Annotated in this window: 24 protein-coding genes; 15 read left to right on the top strand and 9 right to left on the bottom strand. The window is 57.2% G+C overall.

The features are described from left to right. Positions 1 to 12 precede the first annotated feature (12 nt). The 3 genes from fimC to fimA form a co-directional block, all read right to left on the bottom strand. Complete coding sequence (fimC, locus tag V1572_RS08205) at positions 13 to 705, bottom strand: type 1 fimbria chaperone FimC (RefSeq protein WP_395299982.1); 693 nt, start codon at positions 703 to 705, stop codon at positions 13 to 15. Positions 706 to 739: 34 nt separating this feature from the next. Then, the gene (gene fimI / locus V1572_RS08200; RefSeq protein WP_023310642.1) at positions 740 to 1,285 is read right to left on the bottom strand and encodes a type 1 fimbrial protein subunit FimI; all 546 of its coding nucleotides are present in this window, start codon (positions 1,283 to 1,285) and stop codon (positions 740 to 742) included. Between the two features lie 68 nt (positions 1,286 to 1,353). Further along, the gene (gene fimA, locus V1572_RS08195; protein ID WP_008499333.1) at positions 1,354 to 1,917 is read right to left on the bottom strand and encodes a type 1 fimbrial major subunit FimA; all 564 of its coding nucleotides are present in this window, start codon (positions 1,915 to 1,917) and stop codon (positions 1,354 to 1,356) included. A gap of 310 nt (positions 1,918 to 2,227) precedes the next feature. Between fimA and folD the strand changes: the two genes are divergently transcribed. From folD to V1572_RS08170, 5 genes are all read left to right on the top strand, one after another. Then, positions 2,228 to 3,094: a bifunctional methylenetetrahydrofolate dehydrogenase/methenyltetrahydrofolate cyclohydrolase FolD gene (gene folD, locus V1572_RS08190; RefSeq protein ID WP_008499332.1), complete on the top strand. Its 867-nt coding sequence runs from the start codon at positions 2,228 to 2,230 to the stop codon at positions 3,092 to 3,094. A 1-nt stretch (position 3,095) separates the two neighbouring features. Beyond that, the gene (ybcJ, locus tag V1572_RS08185; RefSeq protein WP_023279775.1) at positions 3,096 to 3,308 is read left to right on the top strand and encodes a ribosome-associated protein YbcJ; all 213 of its coding nucleotides are present in this window, start codon (positions 3,096 to 3,098) and stop codon (positions 3,306 to 3,308) included. 285 nt (positions 3,309 to 3,593) lie between these two features. After that, a complete protein-coding gene (locus V1572_RS08180; protein ID WP_045909726.1) occupies positions 3,594 to 5,093 on the top strand; it encodes a PTS transporter subunit EIIC in 1,500 nt (499 codons plus the stop codon). A gap of 83 nt (positions 5,094 to 5,176) precedes the next feature. Further along, positions 5,177 to 6,193, top strand: coding sequence for a Mal regulon transcriptional regulator MalI (gene malI, locus V1572_RS08175; RefSeq protein ID WP_395299854.1), 1,017 nt, complete (start codon positions 5,177 to 5,179; stop codon positions 6,191 to 6,193). 73 nt (positions 6,194 to 6,266) lie between these two features. Beyond that, on the top strand, positions 6,267 to 6,788 hold the full coding sequence (locus tag V1572_RS08170; RefSeq protein WP_023326825.1) for a metal-dependent hydrolase: 522 nt from the start codon (positions 6,267 to 6,269) through the stop codon (positions 6,786 to 6,788). Positions 6,789 to 6,875: 87 nt separating this feature from the next. On the opposite strand, the gene cysS is transcribed toward V1572_RS08170, so the two are convergent. Beyond that, positions 6,876 to 8,261, bottom strand: coding sequence for a cysteine--tRNA ligase (gene cysS, locus V1572_RS08165; RefSeq protein WP_045909729.1), 1,386 nt, complete (start codon positions 8,259 to 8,261; stop codon positions 6,876 to 6,878). Positions 8,262 to 8,435: 174 nt separating this feature from the next. Here cysS and ppiB point away from each other — a divergent pair, with 174 nt between their 5' ends. The 6 genes from ppiB (at position 8,436) to mnmH (ending at position 12,904) form a co-directional block, all read left to right on the top strand. Then, positions 8,436 to 8,930, top strand: coding sequence for a peptidylprolyl isomerase B (gene ppiB, locus V1572_RS08160; RefSeq protein ID WP_008499327.1), 495 nt, complete (start codon positions 8,436 to 8,438; stop codon positions 8,928 to 8,930). 3 nt (positions 8,931 to 8,933) lie between these two features. After that, a complete protein-coding gene (gene lpxH / locus V1572_RS08155; protein ID WP_395299853.1) occupies positions 8,934 to 9,656 on the top strand; it encodes a UDP-2,3-diacylglucosamine diphosphatase in 723 nt (240 codons plus the stop codon). A 137-nt stretch (positions 9,657 to 9,793) separates the two neighbouring features. Beyond that, positions 9,794 to 10,003 carry a YdgH/BhsA/McbA-like domain containing protein gene (locus tag V1572_RS08150; protein ID WP_008499325.1) on the top strand — a complete coding sequence of 70 codons (210 nt, stop codon included), beginning with the start codon at positions 9,794 to 9,796 and terminating at the stop codon, positions 10,001 to 10,003. A gap of 171 nt (positions 10,004 to 10,174) precedes the next feature. After that, on the top strand, positions 10,175 to 10,684 hold the full coding sequence (gene purE / locus V1572_RS08145) for a 5-(carboxyamino)imidazole ribonucleotide mutase (RefSeq protein WP_023616863.1): 510 nt from the start codon (positions 10,175 to 10,177) through the stop codon (positions 10,682 to 10,684). Next, on the top strand, positions 10,681 to 11,748 hold the full coding sequence (purK, locus tag V1572_RS08140) for a 5-(carboxyamino)imidazole ribonucleotide synthase (protein WP_111967319.1): 1,068 nt from the start codon (positions 10,681 to 10,683) through the stop codon (positions 11,746 to 11,748). The genes purE and purK overlap by 4 nt, the downstream gene beginning before the upstream one ends. 85 nt (positions 11,749 to 11,833) lie before the next feature. Continuing rightward, complete coding sequence (mnmH, locus tag V1572_RS08135) at positions 11,834 to 12,904, top strand: tRNA 2-selenouridine(34) synthase MnmH (protein ID WP_395299852.1); 1,071 nt, start codon at positions 11,834 to 11,836, stop codon at positions 12,902 to 12,904. A gap of 90 nt (positions 12,905 to 12,994) precedes the next feature. On the opposite strand, the gene V1572_RS08130 is transcribed toward mnmH, so the two are convergent. The 3 genes from V1572_RS08130 to ybbA all read right to left on the bottom strand — a co-directional run bounded on the left by V1572_RS08130 (position 12,995) and on the right by ybbA (position 17,421). Beyond that, positions 12,995 to 14,140 (bottom strand): porin, encoded by a 1,146-nt coding sequence (locus V1572_RS08130; RefSeq protein WP_048030137.1) that lies wholly within the window; start codon positions 14,138 to 14,140, stop codon positions 12,995 to 12,997. A 183-nt stretch (positions 14,141 to 14,323) separates the two neighbouring features. Further along, on the bottom strand, positions 14,324 to 16,738 hold the full coding sequence (ybbP, locus tag V1572_RS08125) for a putative ABC transporter permease subunit YbbP (protein WP_343665540.1): 2,415 nt from the start codon (positions 16,736 to 16,738) through the stop codon (positions 14,324 to 14,326). Continuing rightward, positions 16,735 to 17,421 (bottom strand): putative ABC transporter ATP-binding protein YbbA, encoded by a 687-nt coding sequence (gene ybbA / locus V1572_RS08120; RefSeq protein WP_008499319.1) that lies wholly within the window; start codon positions 17,419 to 17,421, stop codon positions 16,735 to 16,737. The genes ybbP and ybbA overlap by 4 nt, the downstream gene beginning before the upstream one ends. Here ybbA and tesA point away from each other — a divergent pair. From tesA to V1572_RS08105, 3 genes are read left to right on the top strand one after another with little or no spacing between them, the layout of a single operon-like run. Further along, positions 17,392 to 18,015 carry a multifunctional acyl-CoA thioesterase I/protease I/lysophospholipase L1 gene (tesA, locus tag V1572_RS08115; protein ID WP_028015818.1) on the top strand — a complete coding sequence of 208 codons (624 nt, stop codon included), beginning with the start codon at positions 17,392 to 17,394 and terminating at the stop codon, positions 18,013 to 18,015. The genes ybbA and tesA overlap by 30 nt on opposite strands. A 28-nt stretch (positions 18,016 to 18,043) precedes the next feature. After that, positions 18,044 to 18,814: an SDR family oxidoreductase gene (locus V1572_RS08110; RefSeq protein WP_196352050.1), complete on the top strand. Its 771-nt coding sequence runs from the start codon at positions 18,044 to 18,046 to the stop codon at positions 18,812 to 18,814. 58 nt (positions 18,815 to 18,872) lie between these two features. Then, complete coding sequence (locus V1572_RS08105; protein WP_048030131.1) at positions 18,873 to 19,727, top strand: co-chaperone YbbN; 855 nt, start codon at positions 18,873 to 18,875, stop codon at positions 19,725 to 19,727. 87 nt (positions 19,728 to 19,814) lie between these two features. Here the strand turns inward: V1572_RS08105 and fetB are convergent, their stop codons facing one another. Together fetB and fetA are read right to left on the bottom strand one after the other, a co-directional pair. Beyond that, positions 19,815 to 20,597 carry an iron efflux ABC transporter permease subunit FetB gene (gene fetB, locus V1572_RS08100; RefSeq protein ID WP_023617520.1) on the bottom strand — a complete coding sequence of 261 codons (783 nt, stop codon included), beginning with the start codon at positions 20,595 to 20,597 and terminating at the stop codon, positions 19,815 to 19,817. Then, positions 20,590 to 21,261 carry an iron efflux ABC transporter ATP-binding subunit FetA gene (gene fetA, locus V1572_RS08095; RefSeq protein ID WP_048030129.1) on the bottom strand — a complete coding sequence of 224 codons (672 nt, stop codon included), beginning with the start codon at positions 21,259 to 21,261 and terminating at the stop codon, positions 20,590 to 20,592. The genes fetB and fetA overlap by 8 nt, the downstream gene beginning before the upstream one ends. A gap of 143 nt (positions 21,262 to 21,404) precedes the next feature. Between fetA and V1572_RS08090 the strand changes: the two genes are divergently transcribed. Beyond that, entirely contained in the window at positions 21,405 to 22,256 is an 852-nt protein-coding gene (locus V1572_RS08090; protein ID WP_395299851.1) for a hypothetical protein, read from the top strand. The last annotated feature ends 18 nt before the right edge of the window (positions 22,257 to 22,274 follow it).

The raw sequence follows: 22,274 nt of genomic DNA, 5'->3' as shown, positions 1-22,274 counted from the left end.
CCCTGACTCTGCTCACAGGTTGACGCTACGCGCCGGCGTGATGGCACCGTAGTCATTCACGCTCTGCCAGGAGAGCGTGCCGCTGGCACCGGCTGGCAGCACCTGCTGAGCCGCGCTTTTCGGCGCAACCATCAGGTTATCCAGCGTCTGACCGCCCAGCTTAAGATTGACGAGGGTGATGTAATACGGGGATGCGTTGCTGACTTTGAGATGGTTGCCGGCGCGCTCAAACCGCAGCTGGGAAAGCGCCTCTTCCGGCTGCATCGCCAGGTTGTTCGGTCGCACAAACAGCTTGATGCGCGAGAGAATAGCCAGCTGCAGCACGTTATTGTTTTCCGTTTTGGCTTTGTTCACTGACGGGATCGCTTTCACGTTCATGTAAAACAGCGATTCACGGTCGGCAGGCAGTGCCGGGCCGGCGTAAATAATGCGCAGCGTGTTTTCACTGTCCGGCTCGCTAACAAACAGGGGCGGCGTGACGGCAAACGTTTTTACTTTTTGCCCGTTTGCATTTTCAATCCACGCGTTAATTAAATAGCGTTCCTGTTTATTGCTGTTGGTGATTGCCAGCGACGTTTGCTTCGCCTCTGCGGGATAAATAACGCGGGTGGCTCCCAGCGCAATACCGCCGGATGCATTCGCGCATGCAGAAACCATCATTAAAATAAACGATAAAAAAAGTCCTGGTTTAATTAGGGTATTCATCACAACCGTACCTTTAATAATGTGTTCGCAGGTGTTATGGATAAATCAACGTAAACCAGACATCCGACTGAATTTTGCCTGGCTCGAGGTGTTCGGAAATAGCCCGATAGCGGGCGCTAAAATGGAACGCCAGCTCGCGGGTATCGATCGGCAGCCAGCTGACGGCCGTGGCATTCGGGATAATCTGACGCTGCTGTTCGTCAAAGAGCGCCAGCCCGACGCCGCTGCTGACAGGCGTTTCACCTGGCCGCGATGTCGCCAGAAAGACCTGCGGATCCTCTGCGGGTGTGACGCCCTGAAACTGGATCCCCACGGTGCGCGAAACATCAACGCTGCAGTCCAGCAACCGCACGGTGAACGGCACATTCACCGTGGAAAAACTGCCCACGCCGGAAAATGAGTTGGTTCGGTACTGCCCCATATCGATGCGCATATTCTGGCTGTCGGGTGCCACGGCGCAGCCGCCGTTCACCAGTTCACCCCGGAGATGAACCTTGCCGCCTTCAATCACCACGGTATGCGCCGATGCCGGGCAAGCCATCGCAAGGGTTAACAGCAGTAGTGTTCCTGTCCTTGTCATCCTTCGTTCCTGGCAATAGCGTATGACGGGCCTCGTCCCTGAGGCCTGAACATCCCTGTGCGGAGGAATTATTCGTATTTCATTACGAAGGTGGCGTCAGCGTTCGCCTGGCCTGGCTCGGTAGTCGCAGCCGTTGATTTATAACGCGCGGTGAACTTCAGGGTGTTTGTCCCTTCGATCAGCGTCTGCGCAGCAGAGAAGGTCGCACCGTCTGGGGTCAGAACGCTGGATTTGCTGTCGAGGATCTCGATACCCACGCCTTTCGCGGTGTTGTCGTTGCTGCCGGAGGTGACGGCCAGCAGGGTTTTGTCGGTTGGGTCGATCTGACCGGTGAACGCAACGGCTGCGGTTTTGGCGACCAGCGGATCGCAATCGTTCAGTTCAATGTTGAACGGAATATTAGAGGTGGTGTCGCCCACTTTGGTGAATTTCGCGGTGCGATACTGACCCAGATTAACGGTCTGCTCGGAAGAATCAGTATTTACTGAACAAGCCGCATTAACCAGCTCACCTTTAAAATGTACGGTACCGCCATTTACGGAAACCGGGGCAGCAGGATCTGCTGCATTTGCGGCACCCGCAACCAGGGCCAAAGTTGCAATAACAGTAGAAGCAATGTTGCTGAGTTTCATGTCTATTCCTTTAAAATGTAAATAACCCTTCCCGCGAATAATCGGGAATAAGAAATACGTTCAATTGATGAATTGAAAGCTTATTTCGGAGGAGACAAAGTAGCTCAGGAGGCGATTTTTAAATATGTCAAAACGCTGCCATTTCGCCAGGTCACATCCTAATCCCGCCTAAGAAATTGACCATCCCTTAAGAAGGGTTTTTGCGGCTTGCTGATAAAAACGCGCAAAGGGTGACTGACAGCGAGGCTCGCTTCTGACAAAATACACGCATCCCCCCTTTTCGAACGTTACAGACGGAATCTTCTCTCTGATGGCAGCAAAGATTATTGACGGTAAAACGATTGCGCAGCAGGTGCGCTCTGAGGTCGCGGAAAAAGTGAAGGCGCGTAAAGCGGCCGGAAAACGCGCCCCCGGGCTGGCCGTTGTGCTGGTTGGCAGTAACCCGGCATCGCAGATTTATGTCGGCAGCAAGCGCAAAGCGTGTGAAGAGGTCGGCTTCGTCTCCCGCTCTTACGATTTGCCGGAAACCACCAGCGAAGCAGAACTGCTGGAACTTATTGACACTCTGAATGCCGATAAAGAGATCGACGGTATTCTGGTTCAGCTGCCGCTGCCCGCCGGTATCGACAACGTGAAGGTGCTGGAGCGTATCGCACCGGATAAAGACGTGGACGGTTTCCATCCGTACAACGTGGGCCGCCTGTGCCAGCGTGCGCCGCGTCTGCGTCCGTGCACGCCGCGCGGTATTGTGACGCTGCTGGAGCGTTATAACATCGATACTTACGGCCTGAACGCCGTGGTCATTGGCGCGTCCAACATCGTGGGCCGTCCGATGAGCATGGAGCTGCTGCTGGCCGGCTGCACCACCACCGTTACCCACCGCTTCACCAAAAACCTGCGCCACCACGTTGAGAATGCCGATCTGCTGATTGTCGCGGTCGGTAAGCCAGGCTTTATTCCAGGCGAGTGGATTAAAGAGGGTGCGATTGTCGTGGACGTCGGGATTAACCGTCTGGAAAACGGCAAAGTGGTCGGCGACGTGGTGTATGAAGATGCCGCCGCGCGTGCCTCTTACATTACCCCAGTACCGGGCGGCGTAGGCCCGATGACCGTCGCAACGCTGATTCAGAATACCCTGCAGGCATGCGAAGAATATCACGACGTAGAGGACGCGTAAGATGGCCACATTTTCATTAGGCAAACACCCGCACGTTGAGCTGTGCGATCTGCTCAAGCTGGAAGGCTGGAGCGAAAGCGGTGCGCAGGCGAAAATCGTCATCGCCGACGGGCTTGTCAAAGTGGACGGTGCGGTGGAAACCCGCAAGCGCTGCAAGATTGTTGCGGGCCAGACCGTGAGCTTTGAAGGCCAGAGCGTAACCGTTACGGCCTGAGCCCCCTCACCCTAATCCTCTCCCCAACGGGGAGAGGGAACAGTCCGAACGCCGTTTCCAGGCCGGGTAAGGCGAAGCCGCCACCCGGCAATGTCTCTCATCATCCCCTCACACCCATCACGGTTATTTATCGATCCACTTCAAATAATCACTATTTCATCTGTTGAAAAGTGAAAATTCAGTTGCGCGTTTTTCACTCTTTGCCCACGATAAGTAGAACGTTCTACTAAAACGTTCTACTTACAATAACAGCGCCAAAAAAAGCGCTACTCGGGGGAAATCAGCATGAGTCTGATATCAGGGTTTGTTAAATCGCTGTCTAAGTTATCGATGATTGGTCGCGCCTTAATGCTGCCAATTTCACTGCTTCCCGCTGCGGGCCTGCTGCTGGCCTTTGGCGATAAGTTCCATCTGCCGCTGATGATGAATGCGGGCGGGGTTATTTTTGATAACCTGCCGATGCTGTTTGCCATTGGCTCTGCCGTGGGCCTGGCGTCAGAATCCGGTATTGCCGCGCTGTCCGCGGCGGTCTCGGTGTTTGTCACCAATATCACCATCAGCACCGTGCTGAGCATCACGCCGGAAATGGCCTCCCAGGGCGGGAAATACGCCATGGTAGTGGGCATTCCAACGCTGCAGATGGGCGTCTTCGGCGGCCTGATCTGCGGTATTCTCGCGGCCTGGTGCTATAACCGCTTCCACACCATGCAGCTTCCGGAATTCCTGGGCTTCTTCTCCGGCAAGCGCTTCGTGGCGATTGCAACGGCGTTCCTCTCGTTCCTGATGGGGCTGCTGCTGCCGTACGTCTGGCAGCATATCCAGGCCGGTATCGACGCCCTCTCCGTGGTCGTTAACGGCGATAATCAGGCGGCCTCGACCTTTATCTTCGGTCTGGTGGAACGCGCGCTGATCCCGCTCGGTCTGCACCATATCTGGTATCCGTCGTTCTGGTATTCGTTTGGGGATTACACCACCCAGGCAGGCCAGGTGATCCACGGCGACCAGACCATCTGGTTCAAGATGCTGGAAGAAGGGGTGAAATCCTTCAGCAGCGACACCTACCAGAACGCCGGCAAGTTCATGCAGGGTGAATTCCCGCTGATGCTGTTCGCGCTGCCTGCGGCGTGCCTGGCGATGTATCACGAAGCCCATACGAAGAATAAAAAAATCGCGGCCGGTATTCTGTTCTCTGCGGCGCTCACCTGCTTCCTGACGGGGATCACCGAACCGGTTGAGTTTACCTTTATCTTCGTGGCACCGATTCTGTACGTCTTTAACGCCATCATGGCGGGCCTGGCCTACATGACCATGTACCTGCTGCATGCGCATATCGCCAAGTCGTTCTCTGCAGGGTTTATCGACTATCTGTCATTCGGGATCCTGCCGTCGTTTAACGGTTATCAGACCCACTTCCTGAGCGCCATTATCATCGGCATTCCAATGGGCCTGATTTATTACTTCACGTTCCGCTTTGTGATCCGTCGTTTCGACGTGAAAACGCCGGGCCGCACTGAAGTAACCGCCAACGCGGATGAGAAATCGGATTCCGAGCTCGCGACCGAGATCATCACCCTGCTGGGTGGCGCGCATAACATCGACTCCGTCGGCGCCTGTATCACTCGTCTTCGCCTGGAAGTGACAAAAAGCGAGGCGGTGGATAAAGACGGCCTGAACGGACTCGGCGCGCGCGGCGTAGTGTTTGTCGGCGACAACGGTATTCAGGTGATTTTCGGTGCCAGAGCACAGTTTATCGCCCAGACCATGTCCACCATGATCGGCAAATAATAAGATGCCTGAACGACACGTCTCCTGTACGCTGGGAGACGTGTTTTATCTGGCTGATAATCGGTAAATTTCAGGGAGCGGTTTTGAAGAAAGTCAGCATTATTGATGTCGCGAAGCACGCGGGCGTGTCGGTTTCCACCGTCTCGCTGGTGCTGCGCCAGAAAGGGAAAATCTCAGAGGCAACAATCGAGAAGGTCAACGCTGCCATCAATACCCTGGGCTATGTTCATAACGTTGCCGCTGCCAACCTTCGCGCCAATACCTCCAACCTGATTGGCCTGATCCTCCGTGACTTTAGCGACAGTTTCTCCATCAAGGTGATGGCGAGCATCGTTCAGGATCTTGAAAAACAGGGGTATATGGTTTTTCTCGGTCAGCCCCAGAACGACCATGACCATCTTGAGCGCTGCCTGCTGTCGTTTAAGCAGCAGGGCGTCGCAGGGGTGATTTATCTGGCCTCGGATACCCGCACCGCCACCCTCCCGGAAAAGATTCGCCACTGCCCGCTGCCGCTGGTGGTGGTCTCGCAGTCGCTGCTGGATGAAAAATGCAATCTGGTGATGCGCGATAACCGACAGGCGGCCAGTCTGGCGGTGCGTTATCTTATCGAGCGCGGTCATCGTAATATCGCCTACATTGGCGGACGCGAAGGCTGCCTTATCCGCGAACAGCGCCTGCTCGGTTTTCGCAGCGCGATGACGCAAAACGGGCTGGTCTGGCGCGATGAATACTCTCCGGCCTGCAGCGATGACACGCTGGCCGCGGGTTTCGCGACCCGCCAACTGCTGGAAAAAAACAATACCATCACCGCCCTGCTCTGCCACTCGCCGGATGCCATGATCGGCTCCATCTCCGGTATTCATCAGGTCGGGCGTACGGTGGGTAAAGATGTGTTTCTGACGCAGCAGGTCGCTCTGGTCGGTTTCGAAGATATGCTCCACGTTAACCTCACCTCGCCCTCGTTTACCTACGTTTCGTCCGCCAGCGAAGAGACGGGGCGTCAGGCGGCCGGGCTGATTATTCGCACGCTGAAGGAGCCGACGCTGCAAACCCAGCGCATTACGCTTTCCGGGCAGCTTATCGCACGCGAGTCGGCGTAAAATCAGAATTTCGCACAGGTTTTTTAGCGTGGAATGACTGCTATATTTCCATGATTTGCCATGGATAATCACAATGCCTACCGTCATTACACACGCTGCTGTTCCGCTTTGCCTGGGCTTAGGCCTGGGGACAAAAGTTATCCCACCCCGCCTGCTGTTTGCCGGCATTGTTCTCGCCATGCTGCCGGACGCCGACGTGCTGGCGTTTAAGTTCGGCGTCGCGTATGGCAACGTTTTCGGCCATCGCGGCTTTACCCACTCCCTGCTGTTTGCCTTCGTGGTGCCGATACTTTGCGTACTGACTGGCCGACGGTGGTTCAGGGCCAGCCTGACGCGGTGCTGGCTGTTTTTAACCGTGTCACTGCTGTCGCACAGCCTGCTGGATTCGATTACCACAGGCGGGAAAGGCGTCGGCTGGCTGTGGCCGTGGTCGGATGAACGCTTCTTTGCGCCGTGGCAGGTGATTAAGGTCGCGCCGTTTGCGCTCTCACGCTATACCACGCCGTACGGGCATCAGGTGATTATTTCAGAACTGCTGTGGGTGTGGCTGCCGGGGGTCGTGCTGATGGGAATGTTGTGGTGGAAAAGAAGGTAAAAAAAAAGCCGGGTGGCGGCTGCGCCTTACCCGGCCTACTTTTGCCTGTAGGCCCGGCAAGCGTGAGCGCCTCCGGGCGTTACAGACTTACTTACGGCGCCAGGTGGTGCCCTGTGGGCCGTCTTCCAGAATAATACCCATCTCGGTCAGACGGTTACGCGCCGCATCTGCCGCCGCCCAGTCCTTCGCCTGACGCGCTTCCAGACGCGCTTTGATCAACGCTTCAATTTCCGCCACTTCACCGTCATCCGCCTGCGCACCGCTCTGCAGGAACGCGTCCGGCTCCTGCTCCAGCAGGCCAAGCACGGCAGAGAGCTTACGCAGATGGGACGCCAGCGCATTCGCCGCGGCCATATCTTCTGACTTCAGGCGGTTCACTTCGCGCGCCATGTCGAACAGCACGGAGTAGGCTTCCGGGGTGTTGAAGTCGTCGTTCATCACCTCAACAAAGCGCGCTTCGAACGCTTCGCCGCCTGCCGCCGGAACAGACTTGTCGGTTCCGCGCAGCGCGGTGTAGAGACGCTCCAGCGCCGAGCGCGCCTGCTTCAGGTTCTCTTCGCTGTAGTTCAGCTGGCTGCGATAGTGGCCGGACATCAGGAAGTAGCGCACGGTTTCCGCGTCGTAGTATTTCAGCACGTCGCGCACGGTAAAGAAGTTACCCAGCGATTTCGACATCTTCTCGCGGTCAACCATTACCATCCCGGAGTGCATCCAGTAATTTACGTACTCGCCGCCGTGGGCGCAGGTGGACTGAGCGATTTCGTTTTCGTGGTGCGGGAACATCAGGTCTGAGCCGCCGCCGTGAATGTCGAAGTGCTTGCCCAGCTGTTTGCAGTTCATCGCAGAACATTCAATGTGCCAGCCCGGACGGCCTTCGCCCCACGGGGATGGCCAGCTTGGCTCACCCTCTTTGGACATCTTCCACAGCACGAAGTCCATCGGGTTACGCTTCACGTCAACCACGTCAACGCGGGCGCCGGCCTGGAGCTGATCCAGATCCTGACGGGAAAGCGCACCGTAGGTTGGGTCCGTCGGCACGGAGAACATCACGTCGCCGTTGTCGGCAACATACGCATGACCGCGGGCGATCAGCTTTTCGGTGATCTCGATGATTTCGTGAATATGGTGGGTCGCGCGCGGCTCGCTGTCCGGACGCAGAATATTGAGGGCGTCGAAGTCTTTGTGCATCTCAGCGATCATGCGATCCACCAGCGCGACAAAGCTTTCGCCATTTTCATTGGCGCGCTTGATGATCTTATCGTCGATGTCGGTGATGTTGCGCACGTATTTCAGGTTGTACCCCAGAAAACGCAGGTAGCGTGACACCACGTCGAAGGCGACAAAGGTACGGCCATGGCCAATGTGACAGAGATCGTAAACCGTAATACCACACACGTACATGCCGACTTCCCCGGCATGGATAGGTTTAAATTCCTCTTTTTGGCGCGTCATTGTATTAAAGATTTTTAACATCGAAGATTCCATGTAAACACGTGTGTGGTTGAAAACCGGCTATTCTACCCGTAATTCAAACCCGAAGCAGCACACAATGCAAGGTGATCGCATCCTGTGGTTATGCTATAACAAGCCCCTATAGATGACCCGAAGGCGGGTCGACGTACCACAATAACGGAACAGGATGCAAAAATGGTTACTTTCCACACTAATCATGGCGATATCGTAATCAAAACCTTTGATGACAAAGCGCCTGAAACAGTTAAAAACTTCCTGGACTACTGCCGCGAAGGTTTCTACAACAACACCATTTTCCACCGCGTGATCAACGGTTTTATGATCCAGGGCGGCGGTTTCGAACCTGGCATGAACCAGAAAGCCACTAAAGAGCCGATCAAGAACGAAGCGAACAACGGCCTGAAAAACACCCGCGGCACGCTGGCGATGGCACGTACTCAGGCGCCTCACTCTGCTACTGCACAGTTCTTCATTAACGTGGCGGACAACGACTTCCTGAACTTCTCCGGCGAAAGCCTGCAGGGTTGGGGCTACTGCGTATTCGCAGAAGTGGTTGAAGGTATGGACGTAGTTGACAAGATCAAAGCCGTCTCTACTGGCCGCAGCGGTATGCACCAGGACGTTCCAAAAGAAGACGTTGTGATTACAAGCGTGACTGTCAGCGAGTAATTGGTGGCGACACTCTTTATTGCGGATCTTCATCTGCAAACAGAAGAACCGGCGATAACCGCCGGTTTTCTGCGTTTTTTACGCGGTGAAGCGAAAAGCGCCGATGCGCTGTACATCCTGGGCGACCTCTTTGAAGCCTGGATTGGCGACGATGATCCTAACCCGCTGCACCGTGAAATGGCCGACGCCATTCACGCGCTGGGGGATTGCGGCGTCCCCTGCTACTTCATTCACGGCAACCGTGATTTCCTGATCGGCAAGCGCTACGCCCGTGAAAGCGGCATGACGCTGCTGCCGGAAGAACAGGTGCTCGACCTCTACGGCCGCAAGGTGCTGATCATGCATGGCGACACGCTCTGCACCGACGATACCGGCTACCTGGCGTTTCGCGCCAAAGTCCACACCCCGTGGATCCAGAAGGTGTTCCTTGCCCTGCCGCTCTTTATCCGCAACCGCATCGCCGCCAGAATGCGCGCAGGCAGTAAAGCCGCCAACAGCAGCAAATCCATGACCATCATGGACGTCAATCCACAGGCGGTCGTGCGGGTGATGGAAAAGCATGACGTTCAGTGGCTCATCCACGGTCATACCCATCGTCCTGACGTGCATTCCCTTATCGCCAACGGCCAGTCCGCACACCGCGTGGTGTTAGGTGCCTGGCACACCGAAGGCTCCATGGTCAAAGTCACGCCTGAGGGTGTGGAGCTGATCGCGTTTCCGTTTTAAGCCCTCTTCATATCATTCTATTTTTTTGAACAATAACGGCAAATTGTTTCGATTTTAATCAACCCGTGGTCGGCCTATTATTTATCACATCAGGGCAACACGCCCTATCCCAGACAAAACACTTAAGGAATACGACCATGAAATCCATCAAAACTTTCGTTGCAGTTGCGGCTCTCTCCCTGGTTTCTTTCGGTTCTTTCGCGCAGAGCGTGAGTGCAACCGCCTCTACCCTTGACCGCGCAGAAGCGAAAATCGCTGCACAGGCTGCTGAACAGGGCGCGTCTTACAAAATCACCAGCGCGAAGGTCGACAACCGCGTGTATATGACCGCAGAACTGACGAAATAATGATTGCCCTTCGACAAAAACAGACCGCCAGAATGCGGTCTGTTTTGTTATGAATTGATGGCAACAACGGCTCAAGATTTAACCGCGCAACCGTTTTCCTTGCCCGTATAACATGCTATTCTCTGTGCCCTCGAAAGCAGTGTGTTTCGCACCACAGGAGTTTTAAGACGCATGTCTTCCCGCAATAATCCGGCGCGTGTCGCCATCGTGATGGGGTCCAAAAGCGACTGGGCTACCATGCAGTTCGCCGCCGAAATCTTTGACATCCTGAATGTTCCGCACCACGTTGAAGTGGTCTCCGCGCACCGTACACCGGACAAACTGTTCAGCTTCGCCGAAAGCGCCGAAGAGAACGGTTATGAGGTGATCATTGCCGGTGCGGGCGGCGCAGCACATCTGCCGGGCATGATTGCCGCCAAAACCCTGGTGCCGGTGCTGGGCGTCCCGGTACAAAGCGCCGCGTTAAGCGGTGTGGACAGCCTCTACTCCATCGTTCAGATGCCGCGTGGCATTCCCGTCGGCACGCTGGCGATTGGTAAAGCGGGTGCCGCCAATGCCGCCCTGCTGGCCGCGCAGATCCTGGCGACGCACGATAAAGACTTACATCAGCGTCTGGCGGCGTGGCGTAAAGCCCAGACCGACGAGGTGCTGGACAATCCAGACCCGCGGGGTGCCGCATGAAGCAGGTTTGCGTTCTCGGTAACGGCCAGCTAGGCCGCATGCTGCGTCAGGCTGGCGAACCGCTGGCGATTTCCGTCTGGCCCGTCGGCCTGGACGCCGAGCCGGAAGCGGTACCGTTCCACCAGAGCGTCATTACCGCTGAGATCGAACGCTGGCCGGAGACCGCCCTGACCCGCGAGCTGGCGCGTCATAACGCCTTCGTTAACCGCGACGTGTTCCCAATCATTGCCGACCGTCTGACGCAAAAGCAGCTTTTCGACAAGCTGGGCCTCGCAACCGCACCGTGGCAACTCCTGTCTGATAAAAACGAGTGGAACGACGTCTTCGCCATGCTGGGCGAGCTGGCGATCGTGAAGCGCCGCGTGGGTGGCTACGACGGCCGCGGCCAGTGGCGCCTGCGCGCAGGCGACACCGCCGAGCTGCCGGATGATTGCTACGGCGAGTGCATTGTTGAGCAGGGCATTAACTTTAGCGGTGAAGTGTCGCTGGTTGGCGCGCGTGGACATGACGGGCACACCGTCTTTTATCCGCTGACGCATAACCTGCATCAGGACGGCATTCTGCGCACCAGCGTGGCCTTCCCGCAGGCCAATGCTGACCACCAGGCGCAGGCGGAAGAGATGCTCTCTGCCATCATGCACGAGCTCGGGTACGTGGGTGTGATGGCGATGGAGTGCTTTATCACCCCGTCTGGTCTGCTGATCAACGAGCTGGCACCGCGCGTGCACAACAGCGGCCACTGGACGCAAAACGGCGCCTCCATCAGCCAGTTCGAGCTGCACCTGCGCGCAATTACCGACCTGCCGCTGCCGCAGCCGGTGGTCAACAGCCCGTCGGTGATGATCAACCTGATCGGAACCGATCTGAACTACGACTGGCTGAAGCTGCCGCTGGTGCACCTGCACTGGTATGACAAAGAGGTTCGTCCGGGTCGTAAGGTTGGCCACCTGAACCTCAACGATAGCGACACGGGACGTCTGAGCGCCACGCTGGAAGCCATGATCCCGCTCCTGCCGCCGGAATACGCGAGCGGTATTGTCTGGGCACAGTCAAAGCTTAAATAGTTATCCCTCCGCCGGGGAGTTGACCTCCTCTTTCCCCGGCGTACAATTCCCGCCCATTGCTGCTTAGCTTTCTTCTGGAATAACCATGAACGATGGAACGGACTATCGCGCGATCCTCGCGTCCGATACCCCTTTAATCGACGTTCGCGCGCCGATCGAATTTGCCCAGGGCGCGATGCCAGCGGCAATCAACCTGCCTTTAATGAATGATGACGAGCGCGCCGCCGTCGGCACCTGTTATAAACGTCAGGGACCGGACGCCGCGCTGGCGCTCGGCCATCGCCTGGTGAGCGGCGACACGCGTGAGGCCCGCATCAACGCCTGGCGCGAAGCCAGCCTTGCCCATCCTGCGGGCTTTCTCTGCTGCGCGCGCGGCGGCCAGCGCTCGCATATCTCGCAGGCCTGGCTGAAAGAGGCGGGTATCGACTACCCGCTGATCCGCGGTGGCTATAAGGCCCTGCGCCAGACGGCAATTCAGGTGACCATTGAGCAGTCGCAAAAGCCGATGGTGCTTATTGGCGGCTGTACCGGGAACGGTAAAACCCTGCTGGTGAAGCAGCATGCACAGGGTATCGATCTGGAAGGACTCGCGCACCATCGTGGCTCGTCATTTGGCCGCACGCTGACGCCGCAGCTTTCCCAGGCCAGCTTTGAAAATCACCTTGCGGTTGAGCTATTGAAAAAAGACGCCGCGCGCTGGGTGCTGGAAGATGAAGGCCGGATGATTGGCTCTAACCACCTGCCAGCCTGCCTGCGCGACCGCATGGTTGAAGCCCCTATCGTGGTGGTAGAGGATCCGTTTGAGATCCGTCTTGAACGTCTGCGCGAAGAGTATTTCGACCATATGTGGGCGGATTTTTCTGCCGCCTACGGCGAGGAAGCAGGCTGGAAAGAATACAGCCAGTACCTGCATCACGGCCTGTTCGCCATTCGTCGCCGCCTGGGGCTGCAGCGCTTTGCGGAATTTACCGCGCTGTTAGATTCCGCGCTGTTGGAACAGCAACGATCTGGCCGCACGGACGCGCACCTCAGCTGGCTTGTACCGCTCCTGAACGACTATTACGACCCGATGTACGGCTATCAGCTGGAGAAAAAGGCGGAAAAGATTGTCTATCGCGGGACGTACGAAGAAATTGCTGAGTGGCTTGATCGCTGAAAAATAAAGCCGGGTGGCGGCTACGCCTTACCCGGCCTACGCGTACTGTTGTAGCCCCGGTAAGCGCAGCGCCACCGGGGAACAGACGGCTTAGAAGTCGTAACGCAGACGCACCAGGTTCATGTCGCCCAGGTTGTCGGTGCTGGAGGTGAACACGTGTTCGTAATCCACGCGGAAACCGTAATCCAGCTGGAAGCTGATACCCACGCCGTTGTCGATGCGCTGGTAGTTACGGCCGTTCACGTACTCAATGCGGTCACCCATGAAGTAAGGCTGGATGGATTTAACCGCATACTGACCGATTGGGAATTTGTAACCTGCGAAGTACTCAATACCCCACGCGTCGCCCGCAAAGTAATCGTTAACAGACACTTTTTTGGTGGTCAGGAAGTTCTGATACCAGCCGCCGCCTGCGGAGAAGGTCCAGTTGTCCGGGGTCCAGCTCAGCGCGGTACCGAGAATGTTCTGGTCGTAGGTTTTGCTGTCGCCGTTGTCCGGGTTACGCATGTCGGCACGGGTGTAGTTCCACGCGGCGCCCCAGGTCAGGTCGGTAGTCAGGTGGTAATCCAGGCCCAGTGAACCGCCGCCTTTACGCTTGTAGCGCAGGCCGTTGCCCGGCAGGTATTCGCTGTCTTCAAACAGGTAGGATGCATAAATATCAGCATCGCCCACGGTTTTCTTATATTTCAGCATCTGGCGTGAACGGTAAGAACCGTCGTAGTCGCCGTTGATCCCGTTACCTGGCGCCTGAGCGATCATGTCGTAGTCCCAGATATCGGTTTTCGCGCCCACCACATCATAGTAAACGCTGTTCTGTTGACCGAAGGTCAGCGTACCCCAGGTGTCGCTCTTCAGACCGGTGTAGAGCATACGACGCGTGGTGTCGTGTGCGCCTTCGGCGTAGTGGTGATCCCAGTTAAACTGCGCAGGAATATTCACACCCAGCTCGTAGTAGCTGATCCAGCTGATGTCATCAAACAGGTAGTAATCTGCAGCGAAACGGAAGCGGGTGCCGCCGTCAAATCCGTTACGCTTGTAGCTGTTTTTACCGTCGTCGCCGGTCATGTTCTGGAACTGAGGACGAATACTGCCGCCAACGGTAAAGTTCAGGCGGCTCAGCGGATTACCCGCCTGAGGATCCTGCTTAAGAACGGTGATTTCCGCCTGAGAAGCGAAGGTCGTTAATGCCACTGCCGCGCCGATCGTTGCCGCCAGCGCTGATTTTTTTATAGTCATTATTTTTCCTTAATAGACACGCTGCTAAATATTTAGCGGGTGAATATTAACTGGAAATAATCGGGCTGTGTGGTTGGGTTTTTAATGTTTTGTGCTACTAAATGAGTGGGTATTATCACTTTGTGCTATTTAAACACTACGCACCGGCATAAAAATCCGGTGCGTAATTATCACCATACTAAATCAACTCGCAAACTGACGGAACAGGGCTTTGCCCTTTAACAGCCGCGTGCCGAGCCAGCCTCCGCAGAGAGAAAGCAGCGCAGCGCCGCACAGAGGCAGGATCAACCAAAGACGCCAGTCAGGCTCCCACGGGAAGTCGAAGACCTTTGTCTGCAGCACAGCCAGCGCCGTCTCTGCGCCAATGGCGGCCACCAGACCGGCCACCAGCCCCAGTAGCGCAAACTCGCTCCAGAGCGTCATTCGCAGCAGCCGCTTACCGGCCCCCAGCGTGCGGTATACCACCAGCTCCTGATGGCGCTGGCGCATGCCCACCTGCACCTGGGCCAGCAGCAACAGCACGCCGCAGATCGTCACCAGCACCACCATCACCTCCAGCGCGCGGCTCACCTGCTCCAGCACCTGCCCCACCTGTTTGAGGATCGCGCCGATATCCAGCAGGCTGACCGTTGGAAACTCCCGGTTAAGCTGGGTCAGCATGCCGTTGCCGTTTTCCCAGCGGAAGCTGGTCAGCCAGCTCTGGGGTTGACCGTCCAGCGCCCCCGGCGGGAAGATAAAGAAGAAGTTGGGCCGCAGGCTTTCCCAGTCCACTTTACGCAGGCTGGTCACTTTCGCGGTGAAATCCTGGGTATCCCCTGTGAAGGTGACGCTGTCTCCCAGCTTCACGTTCAGGCGCGTCGCCAGCCCCTCCTCCATCGACACTTCTCCCGCTTTCGGCGGCCAGGTGCCGGCGGTTATCGGGTTGTGGTCAGGGCGTTTCTCCTGCCAGGTGAGGTTCAGCTCGCGGTTCAGCGACTCGTCCTTGTTCCCCTCCGTTGGCTGCCCGTTGATCTGCGTCAGACGCGCGCGAACGATGGGATAGAACGACTCAGGGATGATGTGATGCTCCGCCAGGAAGCCCTTCAGCGGCGTAACCTGCTCAGGGGCGATATTGATCAGGAAATAGTTCGGGCTTTCCGGCGGAAGCTGCTGCTGCCAGCGATCGAGCAGATCGCCGCGCAGCACCAGCAGCAGTGCCAGCAGCATAAACGACAGCGAGAACGCCGACAGCTGGCTGAGCGTAGACCAGGGCTGGTGCAGCAGACGGTTGACCGCCAGGCGCACGGGCAGGGATTTTACCGTCACCCTTTTCAGGAGGTTAAGCAGTATCCAGCCCAGCACGCCGCACAGCAGCGCCAGAACAACCGCCCCGGCCAGCACCGCCCACAGCAGCGTGCTGCCGCCCATCAGCCACGCCAGCAGCCCCACCGCCACCGCAATAATCACCGGAAGGTAGAACTTCAGCGGCCAGACGTTCGCCACGACATCGTTGCGAAGCACGCGCAGCGGCTGCGTGGCGAGCAGCAGGCGGTAAGGCCGGAGCCCCACCAGCACCGAGATCACCGTCATCGCGCCCATCGCCCACAGCCACGGCCAGAGGCTGGCCGGCGGCAATGCGGCCGGAAGCACCGGTTTTAGCATCACCATCAGCAGCTTTTCAAACAGCAGCCCCATTATTCCGCCGGTCAGCGCCGACAGGACCAGCAGCATCAGCCACTGGCCGACGATCAGCTTGCGCAGCTGCGCCCGGCCCGCCCCCAGGGTTTTGAGGATCGCCACCAGGTCGTAGCGGCTGCGGCAGTAGTGCCCCATCGCCACGGCCACCGCCGCCACCGCCAGCAGCAGGGTCAACAGGGCCGACAGCAGCAGGAACTGCTGAGAGCGCTCCAGAGATTTACCGAGCGCCCCCTCGTCCTGCTCCAGCCCGTACCAGCGGTGTTCCGGTTTGAGCTGCGGCAGAAGCCATTTTTCATACGCGTCAAGCTGGGCGGGCGTGCCGCCAAATTTATAGCGCCAGGTAACGCGGCTGCCCGGCTGTACCGCATGGGTGGCCGCGACATCCGCGGTGTTCATCAGCAGACGCGGCGCAAGCTGGAACGGGTTAAATCCGCCGTCGGGCTCCTGTACCACTTCCCCGGCAATCCTGAGGGTAGCGTCACCGACGTCGATACTGTCGCCGGGTTTCAGGTTCAGCAGCGCCATCAGACGCGATGCCAGCAGCACCGTACCGGGCGTCGGCTTTAATCCCGGCGGGCGGGTCTGCAAGTCACCGTACATCGGGTAGATATCATCGACGGCCTTGACGCTCGCCAGCTGCGGCGTGTCGCCCGCGAAGGTCATGGTCTGGAAGGTGAGCTGCTCTCCCACCTTCAGCCCTTCTTTGCGCGCTGCTTCAATCCAGCCCGGCGGCACGGGGCGGGAGCTTTCCAGCGCCCTGTCTCCCGCCATAAACTCCCGGCTCTGCTGGCTGAGCCCTTTTTCCATGCGGTCACTGACGCTGCCGAGCGCCAGCACGCAGGCTACCGCCAGGCTTAGCGCCAGCCAGACAATCAGCAGCGAGGGGGAGCGCCACTCGCGCCAGAACCAGCGGGTAATCATGCTTCCTCCTGCAGAACGCCGTTCACCAGCCGCAGGCGACGGTCGCAGCGCGCGGCGAGCTGCGGATCGTGGGTCACGAGGATAAGCGTAGTGCCGTGCTCGCGGTTGAGCGAAAACAGCAGGTCGGCAATCCGGTCTCCGGTTTTACGGTCAAGGTTGCCGGTAGGCTCATCGGCAAACAGCACCTCAGGGCGGCCGTTAAACGCGCGGGCCAGCGCCACGCGCTGCTGCTCACCGCCGGAAAGCTGGGCGGGAAGATGGTCGAGACGTTTCCCCAGACCGAGCTGTTCCAGCAGCGCCTTCGCGTGAGCGCGGCTTTCACGGCTATTTTCACCGCGCAGCAGCGCCGGGAGCTCGACGTTCTCCAGTGCGTTCAGGGTCGGGATCAGCATAAAGGACTGAAAGACAAAACCAACGTGACGCGCGCGCAGCGCGGCCCGCGCCTCTTCATCAAGCTGATGCAGCGGCTGCCCGACAAGGTGGACCTCACCGCTGCTGCCGTCGTCCAGACCGGCTAAAATCGCCAGCAGCGTGGACTTACCGGAACCGGATTCGCCAATCAGCGCAATGGTTTCAGCGCGTTTGACAACGAGTTCAACTCCGGTAAGGATGGAAAGCTCGTGCTCCCCCTGACCGACGGACTTCTTAAGATGATGAACTTCAACACTGTTTTCCGCTGGCATTTGCCCTTCCTGTTTTTGATTCTGATGACTTTCCGCGCGGCGGCAGCGGACACGTTACTGGTTCTCGGCGACAGCCTGAGCGCAGGCTATCGTATGGCGGCCAGCGCGGCCTGGCCCGCTCTGCTCAATGACAAATGGCAGAGCAAAACGGCTGTAATCAACGCCAGCATTAGCGGCGACACCTCGCAACAGGGGCTGTCGCGCCTGCCTGCGCTGCTCAAACAGCATCAGCCACGGTGGGTGCTGGTTGAGCTTGGCGGTAATGATGGCCTGCGCGGTTTCCAGCCTCAGCAAACGGAGAATACGCTGCGCACCATTTTGCAGGACATCAGGGCGGCAAACGCCCAGCCGCTGCTGATGCAAATTCGCCTGCCCGCCAACTACGGTCGTCGGTATAATGAGGCCTTTAGCGCGATCTACCCCAAGCTTGCCAAAGAGTTTGATATTCCGCTGCTGCCATTTTTCATGGAAGAGGTCTATCTCAAACCCCAGTGGATGCAAGACGACGGGATCCACCCCAATCGCGATGCGCAGCCGTTTATTGCCGACTGGATGGCAACGCGGCTGGCTCCTTTAGTTAAACATGACTCCTGATTAAGCGGAGATCCTGACAGGTAAAGTTATGCAAAAATCGGTCTTAATTACAGGATGTTCCAGCGGAATCGGCCTGGAAAGCGCGCTCGAATTGAAGCGCCAGGGGTTTCGGGTTCTGGCGGCCTGCCGCAAACCCGACGATGTCGAACGCATGAACGGTCTGGGCTTTACCGGCGTGCTGCTGGATATGGACTCGCCGGAGAGCGTTGAGCGCGCCGCGGACGAGGTGATCGCACTGACCGGTAATCGTCTGTACGGCCTGTTTAATAATGCCGGCTACGGCGTGTATGGCCCGCTGGACTCCCTCTCCCGCGAAACGCTGGAGAAGCAGTTTTCGACCAACTTCTTCGGCGTGCATCAGCTCACCATGCGTCTGCTCCCCGCGATGCTGCCGCACGGTGAAGGGCGCATCGTGATGACGTCGTCGGTGATGGGGCTGATTTCCACCCCGGGCCGCGGCGCCTACGCCGCCAGCAAATATGCGCTGGAGGCCTGGTCCGACGCCCTGCGTATGGAGTTACGCCACAGCGGCATTAAGGTCAGCCTGATTGAACCCGGCCCGATCCGCACCCGCTTTACCGAAAACGTTAACCAGACGCAGGCGGATAAACCGGTCGAGAACCCCGGCATCGCCGCACGTTTTACCCTCGGGCCAGAGGCGGTGGTAGCCAAAGTGCGCCATGCTTTTGAGAGTGAACATCCCAAAATGCGCTATCCGGTGACGCTGGTCACCCATGCCGTTGGCTGGTTAAAACGCCTGCTGCCGGGCCGGATAATGGACAAAATTTTACACGGTTGAGTTGAAGCGCCGACGCGCATCCCCATGTAAAGAACAAACCGACAAAAGAGAAAGCCGCATGTCCGTACAGAATATCGTCAATATCACAGAAGCTAACCTGCAACAGACGCTTGAACAGTCGATGACCAAACCGGTCCTGTTCTACTTCTGGTCTGAACGTAGCCAACACTGTCTGCAGCTGACACCGGTGCTGGAAAGCCTTGCCGCCCAGTACAACGGTCAGTTCATTCTCGCGAAGCTGGATTGTGACGCCGAGCCGATGGTCGCGTCTCAGTTTGGTCTGCGCGCCATTCCTACCGTCTATCTGTTCCAGAACGGCCAGCCTGTTGATGGCTTCCAGGGACCACAGCCGGAAGACGCTATCCGCGCCCTGCTGGATAAGGTGCTGCCGCGCGAAGAAGAGCTGAAAGCGCAGGAAGGCATGGCGCTGATGCAGGAAGGCAAATACGACGAGGCGCTGCCGCTGCTCAAAGAAGCGTGGCAGCTGTCAAAACAGAACAGCCAGATTGGCCTGCTGCTGGCGGAGACGCAGATCGCCCTGCACCGCTCAGAAGACGCAGAAGCCGTACTCAAGACGGTTCCGCTGCAGGATCAGGACACCCGCTATCAGGGGCTGGTTGCACAAATTGAGCTGCTGAAGCAGGCGGCGGATACCCCTGAAATTCAGCAGCTGCAGCAGCAGGTTGCCGACAATCCGGCGGATGCCGCGCTGGCAAGCCAGCTGGCGCTGCAGCTGCATCAGGTGGGGCGTAACGAAGAGGCGCTTGAGCTGCTCTTCAGCCATCTGCAAAAAGATTTAGCCGCCGCAGACGGCCAGGCGCGCAAGATGTTCCAGGAGATCCTGGCCGCGCTGGGCACCGGAGACGCGCTGGCGTCGAAGTATCGTCGTCAGCTTTACGCGTTGTTGTATTGATGCACTTTGCCCGGTGACGGCTTCGCCTTACCGGGCCTACAAAAGCACGAATCGTAGGCCGGGCAAACGCAGTGCCGCCCGGCACAATCACCGCACCTTTTTCAACTGCGTCACCACCAGCTGGTGACGCGCGTTGTAGAACTTCCGATAGGTCAGGTAGCAGGCAATGATGGTGGACAGGCTTGCCGTGGAAAGCAGCATAAACGTCACCATGATCTGGTACTTAATCGCTTTTACCGGATCGATACCGGCAAAAATCAGCCCCGACATCATGCCCGGCAGGCTCACCAGCCCCACCGTTTTGGCGGAATCTACCGTAGGGATCAGCGATGAGCGAATGCTCTCGCGAATCAGCCGCGCCGAGGCCACTTTTGGCGTTGCCCCCAGGCTTAGTTTCTCCTGCAGCTGCTGCTGTTCGCTACTGAAACGCTGGCCGAGGTTGTTATAACAGAGCCCAACGGCCACCATCGCGTTCCCCGCAATCATCCCGGAAATAGGGATAACCTGCATCGGCGTAAACTCAATCGAGCCGGAAAGTACCAGCACGGCCAGCGTGAGCGCCGTTCCGGTGGTAATCGCAATAAACGATGAAACAAACGCCTTATCGATGTATTTACTGCGCTTTTGCGCATTCCACGCCGCGTTAAAGCAGATAAAGAGCACCATCAGCAGCGTCAGCACCGCGTGGTTAACGTTGAAGATATACTTCAGCACATAGCCGACGATGATGAGCTGAATCACCGCGCGGCAGATACTCCATACGATATCTTTTTCCAGCCCCAGCTTTTCGCGGTAGCTGACCACAATCGCAATCAGCACCAGCACCATCGAAAAGGCCAGCGATTCGTTGGTAATGTTGTGTTCACCCACGGTTTGCCTCCTGCATTTTCCCGCCGTGCGGCTGGAGCGTAATAACGTCATCCGCATGGGTTATTTCGTTAGCGTCGTGCGTCACCCACAGCACGGCAATGTTCTGCTCCCGGGCGTAACGATGAATAATCTCGTTAACGTTGCGCTTGTTGACGTCATCGAGCGCGCTGGTGATTTCGTCCAGCAACAACACCTTCGGTAAAAACTGCAGGTTGCGGATCAGCGAGACCCGCTGCTTTTCGCCGCCCGACAGCGCGTTGATGGATTTGCTCAGCGTCTCCTGCGCCAGGCCAAAGCGGGCCAGATCCTGGATAAACTTTTCCGGCTCCGGCGTTTTATTGCGGATTTGCCACGGGAAAATCAGGTTGTCATAGACCGTATCGCCAAAAAGCACGGGCGTTTGCACGCAGTACGAGACCTGCTGGCGATAGCTTTCCGGGGAAAGCGAGGCGATATCCTCGCCTTCAAACAGAATGGCGCCCTCCGTCGGGCTGAGGAGTGACGCCACAATCTTCAGCAGCGTGCTTTTACCACAGCCTGAGGGACCCGTGATTAATTTAAACTCGCCCGGCGACAGGCTAAACCCGACGTGCTGCAGGATCGTGTTTTCCCCGACTCGAAATCCGACATCCCTGAGCAGTAATACGTTTCTTTTATCGTTCATCGCGCTTCCGTTGACCGCTTCGTGTAATAACCGCCTGTAGCATAATCCTTTCGCCCGCACAGCGCGAATAGCCTCACGCTGAAGCAAGTGTTAAACTTTTTGTTTGCAAATTGTCACCTTCATCACTACAGGAAGTATGCGACATGTCACATATCTTTTATGAGTTCCCCTCCCTGAAGCCTGGTGTTCCTGATGTCGAAACATTAATGGAAGTCATCAAATCGTCGGAGCTCACGCGTTTTGTGATAGGTGCAGAGGTGGTGGACTTTGTTAAGAAGGCGCTCATCGTGAACACCACGATCGGCAGCTTCAAAAATTGCTATTTCGCCTTCGACAACGGAACACACTTCCTTGAATTTGACGGTGAAGGCAAATCAAAACGCTTCAATGAGGTGCCGGACTGGTTCGTCTCTCCGGCGGAATTTTCACGCACCCAGTGGCTTATCAACCACAATCTTGCGGATGTGAAAGCCACACAGTTCATTGACGTCCTGATGTCCTACCCGCTGAAAGCGCGCCGCGCGCACTGCAATTTGCTGTTCGGACTGGAGCTGGAAAAGGTGAACGCGGTTCCGGCCGCAGCGTCAGCGGCAGGTAAAATCGGCAATAAAAACGGTAAAACCACCAAGCCCCGCGTCACCGATCTGGGCTCGTTCGAGCTGTTCAGCCAGTTCTTTGCGCGCATGAAAACCGCCGTGCTGGCCGATGAGTTCCCGACTCTGCAGGTCCTGACGGGCATGGATAACCTGGCAAAAGCGCCGCATAATTTAAAGCAGGGCATCAGAACCTGGTTTAAAGCCATCGCGGGCGACCTTCCACCGAATAACAAACGCGTTGAAGCGGGGAATGCCGTTCTGTTCTGCGCCCCCATTCGCGAACAGATCCAGCGTATCGAAGCGCTGGGGCTGGAGAATTACTACCAGGGATTATCGAAAGCCATTGCTGAAGCGGGTGATGGATTCATCTCTGACTTTACCTATACTTACGAGCAATAAACATACACTTTCACTCGC

Origin of the sequence: Enterobacter quasiroggenkampii, assembly GCF_043972695.1 — a bacterium.
Classification (GTDB): Bacteria; Pseudomonadota; Gammaproteobacteria; order Enterobacterales; family Enterobacteriaceae; genus Enterobacter; species Enterobacter quasiroggenkampii.
Note: the sequence above shows the minus strand (reverse complement) of the source record. Positions and strands in the feature narration are given on the sequence as shown.